Origin of the sequence: Latilactobacillus sakei (assembly GCA_002953655.1) — a bacterium.
GTDB classification, from domain to species: Bacteria; Bacillota; Bacilli; order Lactobacillales; family Lactobacillaceae; genus Latilactobacillus; species Latilactobacillus sakei_A.
Map to the genome: position 1 here is coordinate 1642298 of CP025839.1, position 16115 is coordinate 1658412.

The following is a 16115-nucleotide window of genomic DNA, read 5'->3' on the forward strand; positions in this document are numbered from 1 at the left end:
AATGTCAGCACAAAACATTCGTACTTTAGAAGACCATTTTTGTTTTTCAGTCTATGCTACGTCCCATGCTATTCAACGATTATATAAATCAGAACTGGTAAATCATGAGTTAACCTACCCTCAATATCTTGTCCTCGTTGTTTTATATGGACAAGAAGGTATGTCAGTAAAGAAAATTGGCCAACAATTAAACTTAGGGACCGGAACCATTACACCATTACTCAAGCGAATGGAAAAATTGGATTTAGTGATCAGAAAAAGAAATCCTGATGACGAACGTGGGACACTAGTTGCATTAACCTCAAAAGGAAACCAAGAACGGCTTGCGCTAGAAAAACTGCCCACTTTATTAGTTGATAACACGACACTAACAGACCAAGAATGGGAACAACTAACGACTTTGACAAATAAATTGATGAATGAACTTATTCCCCAAAATCAGGACTAATGAACTAATGACCAAAATCTTTATAGTCCGTTGAAGACGGTAGTGCGTTTTAAATCACAAATTTTACCCTGAATGACCGTTAACTGTCTAAATCTAAAGTTGAAACGGTCATTTTTTTGGTTTCAATTTTTAAATAAAGGCGTATGCTAGTCATCAAAAGGAGCTGATTTTATATGTATGATCAATCAACCAAAGAATATCGTTGCAATATTTGTCAACAAGCTATCACAGTCAACACCCCCTGTTGGACCAATATTCAGTTACCTCCCAGCCGTTTCATGAACGGCTATATGGACATTCGCGAAACCTTAAAAAATACGAATGCGTCGATTATTTGTCAAAGTTGTGCCCAACTGATCAATAAGTCAATCGATTTAGATCAGATTCGAGCTCAAGTCTTAGCGACTAAATCGTGACCATCAAAAAAGGATTCAAAGTTAGTTACTTTGAATCCCCTTATGTCGAGGTAGATAGCTTGGTTGATACTTGCTGATTCTGTTGTTTACTCTGGATAATGTTACACCTCAATACTATATTCAATTGTGATTAATCGTTTATTCTAACCCACTGCTTATCGTATTACTCGATCTAGTTTAGTCGTTTCTTGGTGATTGACTCTGCGTGCAGCTTCAGCGATAACGATTAAGGTTGCGTTTGTTACTGCTACGATATTCTTTAACAGACATCAGCCTCCGATATACTCGCACTTATACGCTTTGATCTTGCAATTAAGTTGTCATTGGACCCACTTCCTAGCAATCACTTAGTGTACTCTTACCAATCTTATCTTGCGATGTGTTGTTGTTATTTGGTTCTAAAGTTCTAATACGCTGTACTTCTTGAAACTTAGTACCTGACAAATACGGTGGTGCCTAACAAATGTGTTTCACTTGGTTTTGTTCTGCCAAGCTATCTTTCCTCACCATTAATATATCACCTTATGTAATCGGTTACAACTAAAACACCTCGAAATTTTGAATTAATTTTAAAAAGTTTTAAAACGTTGATATACCAGTATTTTAACCCAAAATAAAAAGGCGATTTTGATAAGATTAACTTATCGGAATCGTCTTTTTGAAACGTGCCTTATCAACCTGATTCTTGCGTTTAGCTACGTCAGTTAAATAATCGATCAACCCGATTATTTCCCTAACTAGGCTAATCCTCAGAATCATCCCGGTTGCTAAGCCACTCTATCTTGTCATATATATTCTTTCGTGGTCCTTCACGCCTTTTAGGATAATTGGCGCGTTGTCCATTGTCAGGTCAATTTCATATTCGCTACCGTCTTCTGGTAGTTCCGTTTGGAATTGGGTTTCGTATTCAACCATCGTCAGTTGACGACGCTTAGCTAATAAGTCGGCATGTTTTTGCTTTGCTAATTGTTTTTCGAAACCGGGTTGTAAAATCCCTGTGAAAAATTCGCTAACGGCCCCTGACCCGTAACTGAAAAGACCGATTCGATCGCCCGCTTCTAGATTAGTTGAATGTTCTAATAATGAAAGGAAGCCCAAATATAGTGCACCAGTATAGATATTCCCAATCTGACGACTGTACAAGGTACTTTCAGCATAACGTTCTAAAAGTTGTGCTTGTTGTTCTTCAGTACCTTCATCTAGAATTGTCCGCAAGGCTTTTAACCCCATCTTAGTATAAGGTAAGTGGAAAGCTAAAGCCTTGAAATCAGCAATGGTCCGCCCCGTTTTAGCACGGTAATCCGCCCATGTTTTTTGGAAGAACTCGATGTATTGTTCTGTCGAATATTTGCCTCGTGCAAAGGCTTCTTTAGAATAGTTTGGCCGCCAGAAATCTTGAATATCTGCACTGTGGACACTCGTTTCTGGTTCCAGAACCATCAAGCGTGGTTGGGCACTGACCAACATGGCAACGGCGCCGGCACCTTGTGTCACTTCGCCCGGTGTTTCTAAACCGTAGCGCGCAATATCAGAACCGATGACCAATGCCTTTTGATCTGGATGAGCCGCAACATAATCATAGGCTGTCATTAAACCAGCTGTTGCCCCGTAACAAGCTTCCTTAATTTCAAAAGTCCGTGCATTGCTGAGGCCTAATAAGCGTTGAATATAGATAGCACCCGCTTTAGATTGGTCAATGCCTGATTCAGTGCCTAAAATCAACAATGAAATATTGTCGCGTGATTCGCCTTCTAATAAATCCAAAGCAGCATTAGCGCCCATTGTGACACTGTCTTGGCTTAATGGTGCAATCGCCATTTGATCTTGGCCAATCCCAATTGTAAATTTATCAGGGTCAACACCGCGCGCATTTGCTAACATCATAAGATCTAAATAAGTATTTGGGGTAAAAAGACCCAATTTATCAATTCCAATTTGCATAATAAACTTCCAATCTATCTGTTTTCAGCACGGATTTGACTTAATAAAGTCGTCGCTGTTTCAGTATTTAAGTGTGGTGCTTTTAATAATTGCGGTAATAAAGTCGTTAATTCGCTGGCCGTTGCGCCAACTGCAATTGCGAGTGATTTAGCTTGGAGTGCCATATGACCTTTTTGAATCCCGTCTGAAACGAGAGCTTTCAAGGCCGCTAAATTCTGACCTAACCCGATGGCCGCAATCACGCCAGCTAATTCTTCAGCCGTTTCGATGGCCATTAAGCGTTGGGCAACTTGAACTGTCGGTAAAATCCCGATTGAACCGCCGACAATGCCGACTGGTAATGGGACGGCAATTTGACCGCACAGTTGATGATCAGCGGTCCACGACCAAGCCGTTAAGGGTTGATAATGCCCGGTACGCGCAGCATAACTGTGTGCACCAGCTTCAATCGCCCGCCAGTCATTACCAGTTGCCATAATCACAGCATCAATTCCGTTCATAATGCCCTTATTGTGCGTCGTAGCTCGAGCCACGTCAAACTGAGCAAACTGAGTCGCGTCAATCAGCCGTTGCGCCACTGCTTCACCCGTTAAGGTCGCCGTCGCTAAAGTCGCCGGATTAAGCGTCACTGATGCTTTAACAACCGACCCAAAGGCAGCGTTCGTCAAAACGCTCAGCAAGATAGTCCCACCTAAAGTCGCTTGAACAGCATGCGCAATCGCTTCACAAATGGTATTCACAATATTGGCGCCCATCGCGGCTTTGGTATCAATTTCAAGATTTAATTTCAGAAAACGATTTTCAACGATCGTCGTTGCAATTTTCTGCAAACCACCACCACGTTTAACAATTGACGGATGCGCTTTTTGGGCGACCGCTTGCAAAACAGTAAAGTGATTATCCACCCATTTTACAGCATCTGCTAGCTGAGGTAAATCAGTTAAAACAACTTCACCAAACATCACCCGTCGGCTGTTTTCAATTGTAACGCCGCCATTTAGGCGCATCATCTTCGCGGCATTATTAGCTGCGGCAATCACTGATGGCTCTTCGATGGCCATTGGTACCTGATAAACCTTACCACCTACCATAACATCTTGCACAATGCCTAATGGCAAGTGATATTGGCCGATATAATTTTCAATCATACTATCGGCTAATTCATCTGCTAACGGTTGGCTTTGTGCCAAAAATTGTGCATCCTTTTCTGAAAGTTGGCTGGCTTCAACCAAGCGGGCTAACCGTTCTGATTTTGACAGTTGATAAAACTTTGGACTAGTCATTTAGCCACGCCTCGTTTAGTTGGATTTCATAAGCAATCCCTAAGCCGCCACCAATACATAATGAGGCGACCCCAGTTGTTTGGTTGGTCCGTTTTAATTGGTGCAACAACGTGGTCATAATTCGTGTGCCTGAAGCGCCAATTGGATGCCCTAAAGCAACCGCACCACCAGCAACGTTCACTTTAGCAGTGTCTAACGCTAAGCCATTTTGAACTGCCACGCTGGAGGCCGCAAAAGCTTCATTGATTTCAAATAAATCAATATCAGCGAGGGTTTGAGCTTGCTTAGCCAATAATTGTTGAATAGCAGGTACTGGCGTGTAACCCATGTAATTAGGATCCATGCCGACTTCTTGATAACCAACTAATGTTGCTTGGTAAACAAGGCCGAGTGCTTCGGCTTTTTCTTTAGACATCACGATCATTGCCGATGCACCATCGTTAATCCCTGAAGCATTAGCCGCTGTAACGGTGCCGTCTGCTTGGAAAGCAGGTCGTAATTTTCCCATTGCTTCAAGTGTTGTATCAGGACGAATGCCTTCATCTTGACTCACTTCAAAAGTTGCCCGTCGTTGTTTCACAGTTACAGGGACGATTTCAGCATCAAACCACCCAGCTTGTGTCGCTTGAGCTGCCTTTTGATGTGATTCTAAGGCGAATGTATCTTGCATCAAACGTGTAATGCCGTATTTGGCAGCCACATTTTCAGCCGTAATTCCCATTGGTTTATTGGTGAAGGCATCATTTAAACCTTCACTACTGATACTATCGACAACGGTTTGATCACCAAACTTGCTACCAAAACGCATTCCGTTATTCAAATAAGGGGCTTGTGACATGCTTTCAGTCCCACCAACTAAAACAACATCGGCATCACCCATCACAATCGCACTTTGTGCAAGACGGATGGCCTTCAAACCAGAACCACAAACTTCATTCACAGTCATTGCAACGCTCGTTTGTGCTAAACCGCTGTTTAACGCGATCTGACGCGCCACGTTTTGCCCTGAACCAGCTTGTAAGACATTGCCAAAAATAGCTTGATCAATTTGGTCAGCTTCAATACCAGCTGCTTGAATGGCTGCTTTAGCCGCGATAGTCCCCAAATCGACTGCGGTTAAACTAGCTAATTGCCCGCCAAACTTCCCAATTGGTGTTCGTTTGGCACTCATAATGACTACTTCTTTCATAATATCCCTCTTCACTTATAAGTCTAATTATTACTATAACTAAAAATTTGGTAATTGTATGCCAAATTTACTTTTCTTTAACTAATTTTTAGGATTATTCTAAAAATGTTTACCATTTTAAGGTGGATTTGGTTTACTCATTAACGTAAGCGATTCACCGGTGGCCTTACAATAAAAACTTGGAGGTTTTCAATATGCAAACAACATGGTTAACATCAACAATTGCGTTCGAATTACAAAACGAGGCCTATGAAGACGATCATCTCATGCGGCGTTTAAGCGCAGTCAAAGAAAACGTACAAGCCGACGAAATTCAAGCAGTTGGCGAAGCCCTTGCCAGTCTGCATGACGACGATCAATTTATCATGGCCGAACTGACAACCAAATCAGTTTATAACACTAAGTAAAAAACATACCAATTCTTTAGGAGGAATTCAAGATGAAAGAACTTAATTTAGAATTTAAAACCAGTGTTAATAAGAACAAAACATTACGCCTACGCCAAGTCAACGAATCATTAACCCCTGAAGTGGTTAAAGCAGCAATGATTAAAATCGCCGACGCTAATCTCTTCGAAAAAGACGACGTCCAACTCTACAAAACACCAGTCGCAGCCAAATACGTTGAACGAATTGAAACACCAATCTTTTCAGATAAATAAGCGTCTGCATCAGTCAGGGATAGCCTGAGGATTAACAAAAGTTAGAATCCAAAAAACGCCCGGGACAAATTCAAATTTGTTCCGGGCGTTTTTTTGCCTTTATGGGTTCTTTAAATTTTAGCTTGTTCGCTTGTCACCATCCTTGACTTAGGTGTACGATGACCCTTATTAAGTTATTAAGGTAGGTTTAGTATGTCACTTTCAAATCCACTAACCATCGATTGGCAACAACTACTGCTTGCCATTATGCGCAACTGTACCCTGTTAATTTTGATGCCACTAGGCTTTGCCGCCTTGTTAACAGTGATTAATCGCTCAACGAAAACACGCTTAGCACGCTGGTGGCCCCGCTCACAGATTGTGATTGGTGGCCTCGGCACCATTATTCACGAATTGAGCCACGCATTATTTTGCTTCATCTTCAATCATCAAATTACTGACATGCAACTGCTCAATCGCAACTTGAACGATTCTAATGACCACTCGCTGGGACACGTCGAACACCGCTATCGTTCTGGGCGGCTGTGGCCCACCATTGGTAACTTCTGGATTGGCTTAGCACCTATTTTTGGTTGCTCCGCGGCAATCTTAGGCCTCACTTGGTTACTAGCCCGCAATACTTTTCAAACCTGGCTGACATTTGCCGAAGAACCAATTTGGCAATGGCAGGCAGTCAAACCATTATTCAGCCAGCTACTGACGACTACCAAACCCAGTTTACTACTCATTTGGCTGATTCTCTGTGGCATGATTGCTATTGGTGGTTTCGACTTATCGAAAGCTGATTATCGAGGGATGATTCCTGGGATTATCGCAACCTTGATCGTCATTATCGGGGGCACTTTCATCACTAGTTTATTCAATCAAACTACCGGCGGGACCAGTTGGCTACTAACTATTCTGACACCATTAATGGTCATTTTAACAATCGTCGTCTTACTCTCATTGATTAGTTGGCTGATTGTCGCTACACTACTTAAAATGCCACAAAGGAGTCGATATCATGCGCGTCATTGATTTATTACAGTTACTCGCCGATACGCCACGTAATGCACTCATTTTTTTCGAAGGCTCAGATCAAAATTGGCCGATTGCCGGTTTTGAACAAGATGTCCACAATGAACAACCACGTCTGTTATTACAGACGGTCGCCAAGAAGCCGCATCCCCTCAAGCAATGGGAATTCAGCCTCCTCTTAAATCACCGTGAATACTATCAACACTACGTTTACGTTAATCAGGATGACCAAGCTTACCCACTATTTGGTTTCCGCGTGGCCCAAAATAAAATTCTGCTCGGCTAATGTTGCAAGTCAGCCGCCAAAGCGGTTAAATACTGGTGACTCGTAACCATTTCCCGCGCATCATTTTGATCAGCCAACTGAACTTCATAGATATTGGTTGCTGCTGGATTTAAAACCGGCACAACCCGGCGCCAATCAATGCGGCCAGTTCCGAGTTCTAAGCCATCATGTTTAAGTCCTAACGAATCAACAAGATGATAATGGGCAATCGCTGGTTTTAGCGTCTGTAAGCTCTGAACTAACACGTCATTATCGCCATGGTACTTAATGAAACAATGGCTCGTATCAAAAGCTAATCGATAGCCTTTTGCTAAAATAGCTTGATCTAAATCAGGATTACCGTAATAAAAAAGCGGTGAAATCGAATTTTCGAAGAATAGATGATCATGACCAATCTTGTTGAGATAGTCCATCCGCTTAAAAAGTACCTCAGCCGCTTCAGTGAGATTGCGATAACCAACTGTCAATTGCTCAACGGGTTCATCATATGAACCGTGGACTAATAATTGAACATCTTCTGCTTGAGCGAGTTGCAATAAGTCCAACGTTGACTGCCACAAAAAGCGATAGCGCGCTGGTGAACTGGCCTCACTCATCGATAATTCAAGATGGCCGCCTTCAAAATTCATCGGATGGTGTAAGATAATGTGCTGCACCCCTTGGTTACGGATAAATTGAATCTTATCGCGCAGCCTTTTTAAACCAGCACTTGCGACATCTTCTTCCGTCAGATGAAATTCAAATACGCTGGGATGATATTGTAAACGATCCTTAATTTGACGGTCATTCACACCCGCCTTTAACCCTAGTTGCATAGCCCGACCTACTTTCATAATTCAACGTTAGTTTCATTTTAACACTTAGCAAAAATGCTAATCAATTATCGGCTCAGCACCAACCTCAATTCGTTTTCAATGTTTATTCATGAGATTTTTGCTATGCTTAGGTTAGTTAATAAAGGAGGTCTTTTTATGGATCGTTATGCCGTTATTTATAATCCGCATTCTGGCCAAGATCATGGCGAGTCAGTTGGTAAAAAAATTGAACAAGCCCTCGTTAAAAACCAGCAGACGGTTGAATTGATGCCTACTAAAGGCCCTAAAGATGCGACACGCTTAGCAAAAAAAGCGGCGCAAGCGCAGTTCGATATCGTAGTCGCTGTCGGTGGTGATGGCACCATCAACGAAGTCGTTAGTGGCCTAGCTACTTTAGAGCAGCCACCTTATTTAGGAATTGTTCCCGCTGGTACCGTTAATAATTTGGCCCGCGTTTTACAAATTCCGTTAGATATTGACCAAGCGATTGAAAATCTACAGCAAGGCCATCTCCAACCACTAGATGTCGGTCAAATCAATGATGACTATCTAATCAGTACGATGACGCTTGGTATTTTAGCTGACGCTGCTTTGAATGTTACCCAGAGCGAGAAACAAAAATGGGGCCCTTTGGCTTTTTTAAACGAAGGTATTCGTGTATTAGCCAAGCATCAACATTACCCTTTAACAATTGAAACCCCTCATCGTCACTGGCAAAAAGACACGCAGTTCTTGCTCGTGACACTCACCAATTCCGTCGGTGGTTTTACAAAATTCAATCCCGAAGCGCAACCAGATGATGGCTATTTCCATGTATTTGTCGCTCCTAAAATGTCATTAATACGCTCTGCTATGTTTCTCCCCTATTTTCTAACAGGCAACTTTAAGAAAATTCCTGGAATGACCTACTTTAAAGCTGATAAAATAACAATTACCACTGACAATCAAGAAAGTGTGCAAACACGCATTGATGGCGATCCTAGTACCAAATCACCGTTAAAAATGCGGTTATTGCAACACAAATTACAAGTCATCACGCCTCACTAGGCTATTAAAAAAGACAAAGTCTTACGACTTTGTCTTTTTTCTATTTCGTTTCATTTTCTTGATAACGTTGATAAAGTGATTCTAAGAATTGAATTTCAGTTACATTTTGATAAGGGAGCACATAGAAATTAGCGAGACCATATGTCACACCAACCAATAATTGCCAGAAATAAAATGAATATTGCATGATTAAGAATTCTAATTTATAGCCATGCATGATTTTACGACTCATGTTAATCGCTTCGCTAGCAGTCATTTCAGGATTTTTTTCCAATAAGACATTAGTCATTGCGTATGAGGCCCCTTTGACAACCCCCGGAATGACAAATAATAATGACCAGCAGAATTGATAGAAGGTGGTTAAAACATTTGCTTTTAATACCCGGTTCTTTTGCGCTTTTACTAAGTAATTAAAAATTTTCAACCCATCGGCACGCTGACCTCGTAAAGTTACGATTGCGCACCACTGTAAAACGGGTTTACGTAAACAAGCAATTAAGAATAGCGCTATTAAGAGCATAATCACCACTACGAACCATAAGAAAGCCGTAAATCCGGTCGGACCTTGGTCAGAATAGAGGTTCCCCCAAATTGTCATTTCAATGGCCGTCATCATTCTGCCAAAACTCATTACCAGAAGAAATGTGACAACAATCATCCCCACCACCAACCACAAGATGGTCTTCATCCATTCGCCATAACGTCCGGATAATTTACGTTGCGCTTCCTTTTTGATGTCCGCCCGCGTCATATTTAACCCCTCGACTTGGTCTAATTGGAGTGCCATTTCTTCATCCGTTTTCAATTTTTCAAAACGGCTCTTCACACTGTCATTTGTTGCGTTTGGATTGGTCATTTGTTCGATGTTAAACCCACATTTGGGACAAAACTTAGCCCCCTCCTTGATCTCCGAACCACAATTTGGACAAAACTTCATGATTATCTTCCCCCACTACTTAATATTAATTAATCCTCTTTATGATACCATTAATTACTCCTTAATGGCGCACAATCAATTAAAAAACACCGCCTACACTAAGCGGTGTTCTCATAGATCTAACGATTAATGACATTAGCTAGTAAAGTCTCATAGTTATTAATCCTTGTTAAATCCAACGTCTTAAATTTTGCGTATAAATATGAAAATAACTGTGTGTATTCTGTTGAACGGCTATCAACAATAACAATCATGATTGCCGTAATACTCGTTTCTTCAATCTTCACTGGTTCGCTTAGTTTAAAATAAAATAATTTAAATGGCGTTTCAATTGGCGCTTTAATATGTGGTAAAGATAATTGTCCAACAACTAGCTGGTTCCCCGCTAACTCACGATTTTCAAGCGCCACTGCTTGTTGCTTAGTCAGCCGACCATCATCTGTTAGCTGAACTAACCCAGCAGCTAAGGTCTCTTTAAAGGTTGGCTGTGATGATAATGACATAAATTGCGTCGGTGTTAAAACTGTTTCAATTTCCTTTTTGATTAATGTTGTGTTAATAACATCTTGAATGGTTAATAAATCATCATCGTTGAGAATCCCGTTAAAGACATAATCAATCTGTGCTGCATGATTTTTTAGTACTTGGTTTCGATCGATAATTAAGATACTATTCGGATGTTGTTCTAATAACTCTTCTAGCTTATCCACCGAATGTGCGATTTCTAAATTAACGCGGTTCATTTTATTTTCAATTAAAACCTGATTAATATTTGAAATTGAATAACGTTCTTCATACATCACTAGATTAATTTTAGCCTCAGAAGCAGTCTGCGAATTGGTCATATATAATGCGATATATTGACTATCAATAAATAGCACATCTAGAAATGCTTGAATATTATCGGTAATCACTTGCGCAAATTCAAAAATAAAAGGATAAATCAACCGCAATTCTTCAAACTGAGCGCGCATATCACTTTCGAAATAGCTCGGAAATGACAAAGTTCTTTGAATATGTTGCACTAAAATTGTCGCACAAACTTCCGTATCAATCTGAACTTGATATTCTTCATTCATCCGCGCTAAAACTCGCCCAAGATTGAAGTCACTAATTTTTTGAATTTTGGCTAATTTTTGCGCTAAATAATCTGAAAAAGTAATGGTTGGGATAGCATTCTGACACAATTGATATGCTATTAGCTGAACGGCCAATTGCTGTTTTGTCTCAAAATTTAAAATGGACGATGTCATTTGATTGGCTTTGACAGTTGCCTTTTCAGACATACCATCTGGTAAATCAGCCATTAAATCCGTAAAAGAAAATAATAGACTCGCCAGTAAATTAATCCGTTCATAATTGGAGGCCGTTATATAAATGCCCTTACTTGTTTTTTTCTCAATCACAAACAGATATTGATAGTTCCTATTGAGCGCTTTAATCTCATCATCAATTTCTTTTTTGGTGAGCCACATTTGATCAGTTAAATCGTCAATCGTCACATATCGATTGATTAAAACAAGTGCTAATAGACGATACTTCTGTAACTGCAGTACTTGAAGTTTCTTTTGTAACTCAGTTTGGTCGTTAATTGTTAATGAATAGCGCTGCGAATTATCAATTGTTCCTAACTGATTAGTTGTTAACCAATAATCAATTAAAGCGACATCCCGAATCACCGTTCGTCTAGAAGTTTTTAAGTACGTTGCTAGTTCGCCTCCAGAATAAGAATTCTTCATCAAATATTGAAGTAGTACAATTTGTCTTTCATTCAGCATAATTATGAACGAAGAGCGACCTTCATTCGTCTCAACCCCTCAATCAGCTTTGACTTAGGACAGCCAATATTCATCCGAATATACCGACTGTCACCATAAACACTGCCGGCCATAATGCCAACGTGTCCAACATTAACTAGTTTAGCCTGTAACTCATCGCTACTCAAGTTTAATTTAGCGACGTTGATCCACGCTAGATAAGTCGCATCAGGTATTTTAAATTCGAGTTCCGGTAATTCTTGTGCAAAGAAATTTGCTAAAATCTGATAATTTTCTTTTAAATAACTATTTAGTTCTTTAACGTAATTAGCGCTGCCTGTATAGCTAGCAATTGTACTTTCAACGCCGAAGATACTTGCTGATGACAAGGCATCTTTTTGTTTCAATGTTTCCAAATATTGTTCGCGTAGTTGCTGATTGGGAATCATTGCATAAGCCCCAATCAAGCCAGGCGTATTAAAAGTCTTGGTGTTCGAACAACATAATGCAACGTTGTCGGTTGTAATCTTCGTAATCGGTACATATTGTTGCTCCCCGATGATAATATCACGATGAATATCATCCGAAATAATAAAAACGCGATGTTCCTGGCAAAGGGCTACAATCCGTTTTAATTCGGCTTCACTGAATAAATGACCCGTTGGATTATGCGGATTGGTTAGTAATAGAATCTTCGTTTTCTCATCCGCTAAAACTGAAGCCATTATTTCCCAGGAAATATCATTATCTTGATCCGCACCTTGAATTGGAATTGTTGCTAATTGGCGGTGATTGGCGGTAATCGTATTAAAAAAAGCGTCGTACATCGGTGTGAAAGTCGCCACTGCATCGTCTGGATTACTCATCAGTCGGATTAAAACCCCTATCGTATACACAACGCTTGGACTATAAACAAGCCAATCTTCAGCCACCGTTACCTCCGGATCACGTTCAAACCAGCTTTTAATGCTCCCTTTATAAGCTTGGTGATTCCAACGTGTATAGCCAAAAATCGGATGTGCCATCCGCTTCTTTAGCGCTGCTAGAATTTCATCCGAAACCGGAAAATCGGTATCCGAAATTGAAAATGGTAAAATATCATTCCGTCCAAAACGGTCTTCAATATAATCCCATTGTGTACTAAAAGTCTGATGACGGTCGATTTCTTGATCAAAATTATATTGCATCATCCTTGCCCCTTCTCAAAAAAGGATGCTATTGGCATCCTTTCATTCGTTATTGTGCTGCTTTTTTAGCTTCTCGCTTGAGCCATGCCCCTTTGAAAATAATAATGAAGGCGACATTGAGGACTAAACCAATCCCAACTGCTAGATAGAAGAAATACCAAGGCTTTTCTAAGCCAATTAAGGGATCAAAAATACCAATTCCGGGTGCAATTCTTTCAACATTAAACATAATTGACAATGCACCGGCTATCCCACCAGCTAATGTATTGGCAGCAATCATTGGAATTGGTGCAGCAAGTGCGTAAGGAATTGCGGGTTCTGTCGCAACAGTTGCCCCAACAATAAAGGCACTAATACTTGAACTCCGTTCTTGTTTTGTAAATAAATCAGGGCGAATCCAAGTTGAAATCGCAGCTGCCATCGGTGGTAACAAGGTTACCACACCGACAATCCCGTACCAGTTATAAATATGTGAGCTAAGTAATGAAAAGGCGAAGAACCAAGCAGTCTTATTAACGGGACCACCCATATCAAAAGCTAACATTGCGCCAATAATAAAGCCCGTTCCAATCTTCATACTGGTTGGGATCGTATTCAAGAAGTCTAACAAGCCACTCATTAACCATGACATTGCTGGGCCAATCAAGTAATACGTTAATAATCCAAAGACTAATAGCGTGATAAATGGAATTAACATCGACCCTAATAATGGCTGTAGTGCTTTGCCCAATTTAACTCTTCTGAAATACTTAACAAAATAACCAACTGATAAACCAATCACAACAGCACCCAAGAAACCAGCACCAGATTTTGTACCTAATAAATCAATATCATTTGCTAAGTATGTGACTAAGAATGCTGGCGCAAACGCTGGTTTATCACCGATTGCATTCGCAATATAAGCACCCATAATTGGAATCATGAAGGTGAAGCCTAGATTCCCAATTGACGTTAATACCCAGGCTAATGACGGGTGTGTCCCTTGAGCAAGTGCCGTGTTGGGCATCCCAAATTGGACCAACATACTGCCTAATGCAACGAGTAACCCGCCACCAATGACAAATGGCAATGCAGCTGAAACACCGGCCATTAAATAGCTCATGATACCTTCTTTAACCGCCGCCTGTTCATTGCCTAGTTTTACTTTTGAAGTATGGAGCACAACGGCTTTGCTATCAATATCATCAAACAAAGTATCAATATGTTTTAAAGCTTCAGAAACAGGTAGCTCAACCACTTTCTTACCATCAAATCTGATTCGATCTTCATCAGAAAGTCCCTTACCAAGTGCCAGTACCACATAATCGGCTTCTTTAATCTGAGCGTCTGTTAAACGATCTTCGACACCGCTAGCCCCCTGTGTTTCAACATGGACTTCGTAGCCTAATGATTCACACTTTTGTTGGATGGCTTCTGCCACCATGTAGGTATGGGCAATTCCCGCCGGACAATTTGTAATCCCTACGATTTTCATATTAATCACTCCTTAATCTGAAAGTACTTTGGTCAACATTGTCAAAATTTCTTCCTTCGTACCTGTTTTTAAAACATCTGTAAAATCTGCATGCATCATTTGCCGACTCAACTTAGCAAGCATCTTCAAATGTGTATCAGATTGATCATCTGGGACCAATAAATTAATGATTGTTTCAACCGGTTGGCCATCCAAAGAATCCCATTCAAGTGGTTCTTGATTTCTGACCATAATTACAGTTGGTTCTTTAACCGCACTATTTTTAGTATGCGGAATTGCAATGTGCTTACCAAAACCCGTTGTAGATTCTGCTTCTCGTTCGTTTAAGCCTTGTTCAATCGCCGCACTGTCTTTTGCACGGTCTTCTTGAAAGGCTAAGTCGGCTAAATAATGGAACATTTCTTTTTGAGTTGCGACATTTACTTCTAAGTTAATTAAATTTTTATCAATCATTGGCATTTGAAATACCCTCTTTCCTTATCAATGACTTAAGGATAATACAACCAGATGGAAACGTTAACACGCATTTTGTCACACTGCTTGTGACAAGTTAATCAAATACTTTAGATATATAAAAAGGACAGTCTTTAAGATAGACTGTCCTTAACTTGATTATTGTTTATTACGCGCGTATCTCGCTTCTACCTTAGCTTTATCCGCTTGCCACCATTCCTCATGGTGCCGATACCAATCGATTGTCTGCTGTAACCCAACTTTAAAATCGGTTAATTGCGGTTGCCATCCAAGTTCTTCACGAAGCTTGGTCGCGTCAATGGCGTACCGCAAATCATGCCCTGGTCGATCCTGAACTTGATCATATGCATCCTTGGGTTGCCCCATCAATGTTAAAATCATTTCCAAAACAGCTTGATTCGTGCGTTGCCCATCAGCACCAATCAAATAGGTCTCGCCAATTCGGCCACGTGTCAATATTGTCCAAACAGCGCTAGAGTGGTCATCCGTATGAATCCAATCACGAATATTTTGGCCAGTGCCATATAACTTAGGGCGCCTACCACTTAAAATATTGGTAATCTGACGCGGGATAAACTTTTCAACATGTTGATACGGCCCATAATTATTGGAACAATTGGAAATCGTTGCGCGTAGCCCAAATGAGCGCACCCACGCCCGTACTAACAAATCAGAACTCGCCTTGGAAGCGGAGTACGGACTACTAGGATTATAACGTGTTTCGGGTGTAAATTTTGCATCACCTACTAACGGTAAATCGCCGTAAACTTCATCTGTAGAAACGTGATGATACCGCACATGATATTGTCGACAGGCTTCAATTAGCGTATAGGAACCCATAATATTAGTTTGAATAAAAGGTGTTGGATCCTGCAACGAATTATCATTATGACTTTCAGCTGCATAATGTACCACCGCGTCCACCTTTTGGACTAACTGCTGAACCAATGGTGCATCACAAATATCACCGACTACCAACGTCACTCGTTCTGCTGGTAAGCCGGCTAAATTAGCCCGATTACCAGCGTACGTTAACTTATCCAAAACCGTTACATGGACTTCTGGCTGTTGTTCAACGACATAGCGAACAAAATTAGAACCGATAAAACCGGCACCACCGGTTACAAGAATATGACGTATCATTTAGCAAATCTCCCAACTACTTGTTATCACTTATCATAGC

Annotated in this window: 17 protein-coding genes; 7 read left to right on the plus strand and 10 right to left on the minus strand. The window is 40.7% G+C overall.

Annotation, left to right across the window (positions count from 1 at the left end; genetic code table 11):
• Position 1: 1 nt before the first annotated feature.
• Together C0213_08155 and C0213_08160 are read left to right on the plus strand one after the other, a co-directional pair.
• Positions 2–448: a MarR family transcriptional regulator gene (locus tag C0213_08155; protein ID AUX12391.1), complete on the plus strand. Its 447-nt coding sequence runs from the start codon at positions 2–4 to the stop codon at positions 446–448.
• A gap of 173 nt (positions 449–621) precedes the next feature.
• Positions 622–864, plus strand: coding sequence for a hypothetical protein (locus C0213_08160; GenBank protein ID AUX12392.1), 243 nt, complete (start codon positions 622–624; stop codon positions 862–864).
• Positions 865–1641: 777 nt separating this feature from the next.
• On the opposite strand, the gene C0213_08165 is transcribed toward C0213_08160, so the two are convergent.
• From C0213_08165 to C0213_08175, 3 genes are read right to left on the minus strand one after another with little or no spacing between them, the layout of a single operon-like run.
• Positions 1642–2805 carry a hydroxymethylglutaryl-CoA synthase gene (locus tag C0213_08165; GenBank protein ID AUX12393.1) on the minus strand — a complete coding sequence of 388 codons (1164 nt, stop codon included), beginning with the start codon at positions 2803–2805 and terminating at the stop codon, positions 1642–1644.
• Positions 2806–2819: 14 nt separating this feature from the next.
• Positions 2820–4088, minus strand: a complete 1269-nt coding sequence (locus C0213_08170) for a hydroxymethylglutaryl-CoA reductase, degradative (GenBank protein AUX12394.1) — start codon at positions 4086–4088, stop codon at positions 2820–2822.
• On the minus strand, positions 4081–5277 hold the full coding sequence (locus tag C0213_08175; protein AUX12395.1) for an acetyl-CoA C-acetyltransferase: 1197 nt from the start codon (positions 5275–5277) through the stop codon (positions 4081–4083). Before C0213_08175 ends, C0213_08170 begins: the two co-directional genes overlap by 8 nt.
• Before the next feature lie 194 nt (positions 5278–5471).
• Here C0213_08175 and C0213_08180 point away from each other — a divergent pair, with 194 nt between their 5' ends.
• From C0213_08180 to C0213_08195, 4 genes are all read left to right on the plus strand, one after another.
• Positions 5472–5684 carry a hypothetical protein gene (locus tag C0213_08180; protein ID AUX12396.1) on the plus strand — a complete coding sequence of 71 codons (213 nt, stop codon included), beginning with the start codon at positions 5472–5474 and terminating at the stop codon, positions 5682–5684.
• A gap of 32 nt (positions 5685–5716) precedes the next feature.
• Positions 5717–5938 carry a DUF2922 domain-containing protein gene (locus C0213_08185; protein ID AUX12397.1) on the plus strand — a complete coding sequence of 74 codons (222 nt, stop codon included), beginning with the start codon at positions 5717–5719 and terminating at the stop codon, positions 5936–5938.
• Between the two features lie 192 nt (positions 5939–6130).
• On the plus strand, positions 6131–6955 hold the full coding sequence (locus C0213_08190; GenBank protein AUX12398.1) for a hypothetical protein: 825 nt from the start codon (positions 6131–6133) through the stop codon (positions 6953–6955).
• Positions 6942–7241: a hypothetical protein gene (locus C0213_08195; protein AUX12399.1), complete on the plus strand. Its 300-nt coding sequence runs from the start codon at positions 6942–6944 to the stop codon at positions 7239–7241. The genes C0213_08190 and C0213_08195 overlap by 14 nt, the downstream gene beginning before the upstream one ends.
• Here C0213_08195 and C0213_08200 read toward each other — a convergent pair.
• On the minus strand, positions 7238–8056 hold the full coding sequence (locus C0213_08200) for a xylose isomerase (GenBank protein AUX12400.1): 819 nt from the start codon (positions 8054–8056) through the stop codon (positions 7238–7240). The two genes, C0213_08195 and C0213_08200, sit on opposite strands and share 4 nt — an antisense overlap.
• A 156-nt stretch (positions 8057–8212) precedes the next feature.
• Between C0213_08200 and C0213_08205 the strand changes: the two genes are divergently transcribed.
• A complete protein-coding gene (locus C0213_08205; protein ID AUX12401.1) occupies positions 8213–9103 on the plus strand; it encodes a diacylglycerol kinase in 891 nt (296 codons plus the stop codon).
• Positions 9104–9143: 40 nt separating this feature from the next.
• On the opposite strand, the gene C0213_08210 is transcribed toward C0213_08205, so the two are convergent.
• The 6 genes from C0213_08210 to rfbB form a co-directional block, all read right to left on the minus strand.
• Entirely contained in the window at positions 9144–10040 is an 897-nt protein-coding gene (locus tag C0213_08210) for a hypothetical protein (protein ID AUX12402.1), read from the minus strand.
• Between the two features lie 119 nt (positions 10041–10159).
• Positions 10160–11818 carry a hypothetical protein gene (locus C0213_08215; GenBank protein AUX12403.1) on the minus strand — a complete coding sequence of 553 codons (1659 nt, stop codon included), beginning with the start codon at positions 11816–11818 and terminating at the stop codon, positions 10160–10162.
• Between the two features lie 2 nt (positions 11819–11820).
• Positions 11821–12987: a beta-cystathionase gene (locus C0213_08220; protein AUX12404.1), complete on the minus strand. Its 1167-nt coding sequence runs from the start codon at positions 12985–12987 to the stop codon at positions 11821–11823.
• A 46-nt stretch (positions 12988–13033) separates the two neighbouring features.
• Positions 13034–14467 carry a PTS subunit IIBC gene (locus tag C0213_08225; GenBank protein AUX12405.1) on the minus strand — a complete coding sequence of 478 codons (1434 nt, stop codon included), beginning with the start codon at positions 14465–14467 and terminating at the stop codon, positions 13034–13036.
• Positions 14468–14470: 3 nt separating this feature from the next.
• A complete protein-coding gene (locus C0213_08230) occupies positions 14471–14917 on the minus strand; it encodes a hypothetical protein (protein ID AUX12406.1) in 447 nt (148 codons plus the stop codon).
• A 153-nt stretch (positions 14918–15070) separates the two neighbouring features.
• Positions 15071–16075 carry a dTDP-glucose 4,6-dehydratase gene (rfbB, locus tag C0213_08235; GenBank protein ID AUX12407.1) on the minus strand — a complete coding sequence of 335 codons (1005 nt, stop codon included), beginning with the start codon at positions 16073–16075 and terminating at the stop codon, positions 15071–15073.
• Between the last annotated feature and the right edge of the window lie 40 nt (positions 16076–16115).

Bases quoted from the DNA above. Each gene is read 5' to 3' on its own strand.
- C0213_08165 (AUX12393.1), bottom strand. From the start codon at position 2,805: ATGCAAATTGGAATTGATAAATTGGGTCTTTTTACCCCAAATACTTAT.
- C0213_08215 (AUX12403.1), bottom strand. From the start codon at position 11,818: ATGCTGAATGAAAGACAAATTGTACTACTTCAATATTTGATGAAGAAT.
- C0213_08230 (AUX12406.1), bottom strand. From the start codon at position 14,917: ATGCCAATGATTGATAAAAATTTAATTAACTTAGAAGTAAATGTCGCA.
- rfbB (AUX12407.1), bottom strand. From the start codon at position 16,075: ATGATACGTCATATTCTTGTAACCGGTGGTGCCGGTTTTATCGGTTCT.
- C0213_08195 (AUX12399.1), top strand. From the start codon at position 6,942: ATGCGCGTCATTGATTTATTACAGTTACTCGCCGATACGCCACGTAAT.
- C0213_08180 (AUX12396.1), top strand. From the start codon at position 5,472: ATGCAAACAACATGGTTAACATCAACAATTGCGTTCGAATTACAAAAC.
- C0213_08155 (AUX12391.1), top strand. From the start codon at position 2: ATGTCAGCACAAAACATTCGTACTTTAGAAGACCATTTTTGTTTTTCA.
- C0213_08220 (AUX12404.1), bottom strand. From the start codon at position 12,987: ATGATGCAATATAATTTTGATCAAGAAATCGACCGTCATCAGACTTTT.
- C0213_08200 (AUX12400.1), bottom strand. From the start codon at position 8,056: ATGCAACTAGGGTTAAAGGCGGGTGTGAATGACCGTCAAATTAAGGAT.
- C0213_08160 (AUX12392.1), top strand. From the start codon at position 622: ATGTATGATCAATCAACCAAAGAATATCGTTGCAATATTTGTCAACAA.
- C0213_08185 (AUX12397.1), top strand. From the start codon at position 5,717: ATGAAAGAACTTAATTTAGAATTTAAAACCAGTGTTAATAAGAACAAA.
- C0213_08170 (AUX12394.1), bottom strand. From the start codon at position 4,088: ATGACTAGTCCAAAGTTTTATCAACTGTCAAAATCAGAACGGTTAGCC.
- C0213_08205 (AUX12401.1), top strand. From the start codon at position 8,213: ATGGATCGTTATGCCGTTATTTATAATCCGCATTCTGGCCAAGATCAT.
- C0213_08190 (AUX12398.1), top strand. From the start codon at position 6,131: ATGTCACTTTCAAATCCACTAACCATCGATTGGCAACAACTACTGCTT.
- C0213_08175 (AUX12395.1), bottom strand. From the start codon at position 5,277: ATGAAAGAAGTAGTCATTATGAGTGCCAAACGAACACCAATTGGGAAG.
- C0213_08210 (AUX12402.1), bottom strand. From the start codon at position 10,040: ATGAAGTTTTGTCCAAATTGTGGTTCGGAGATCAAGGAGGGGGCTAAG.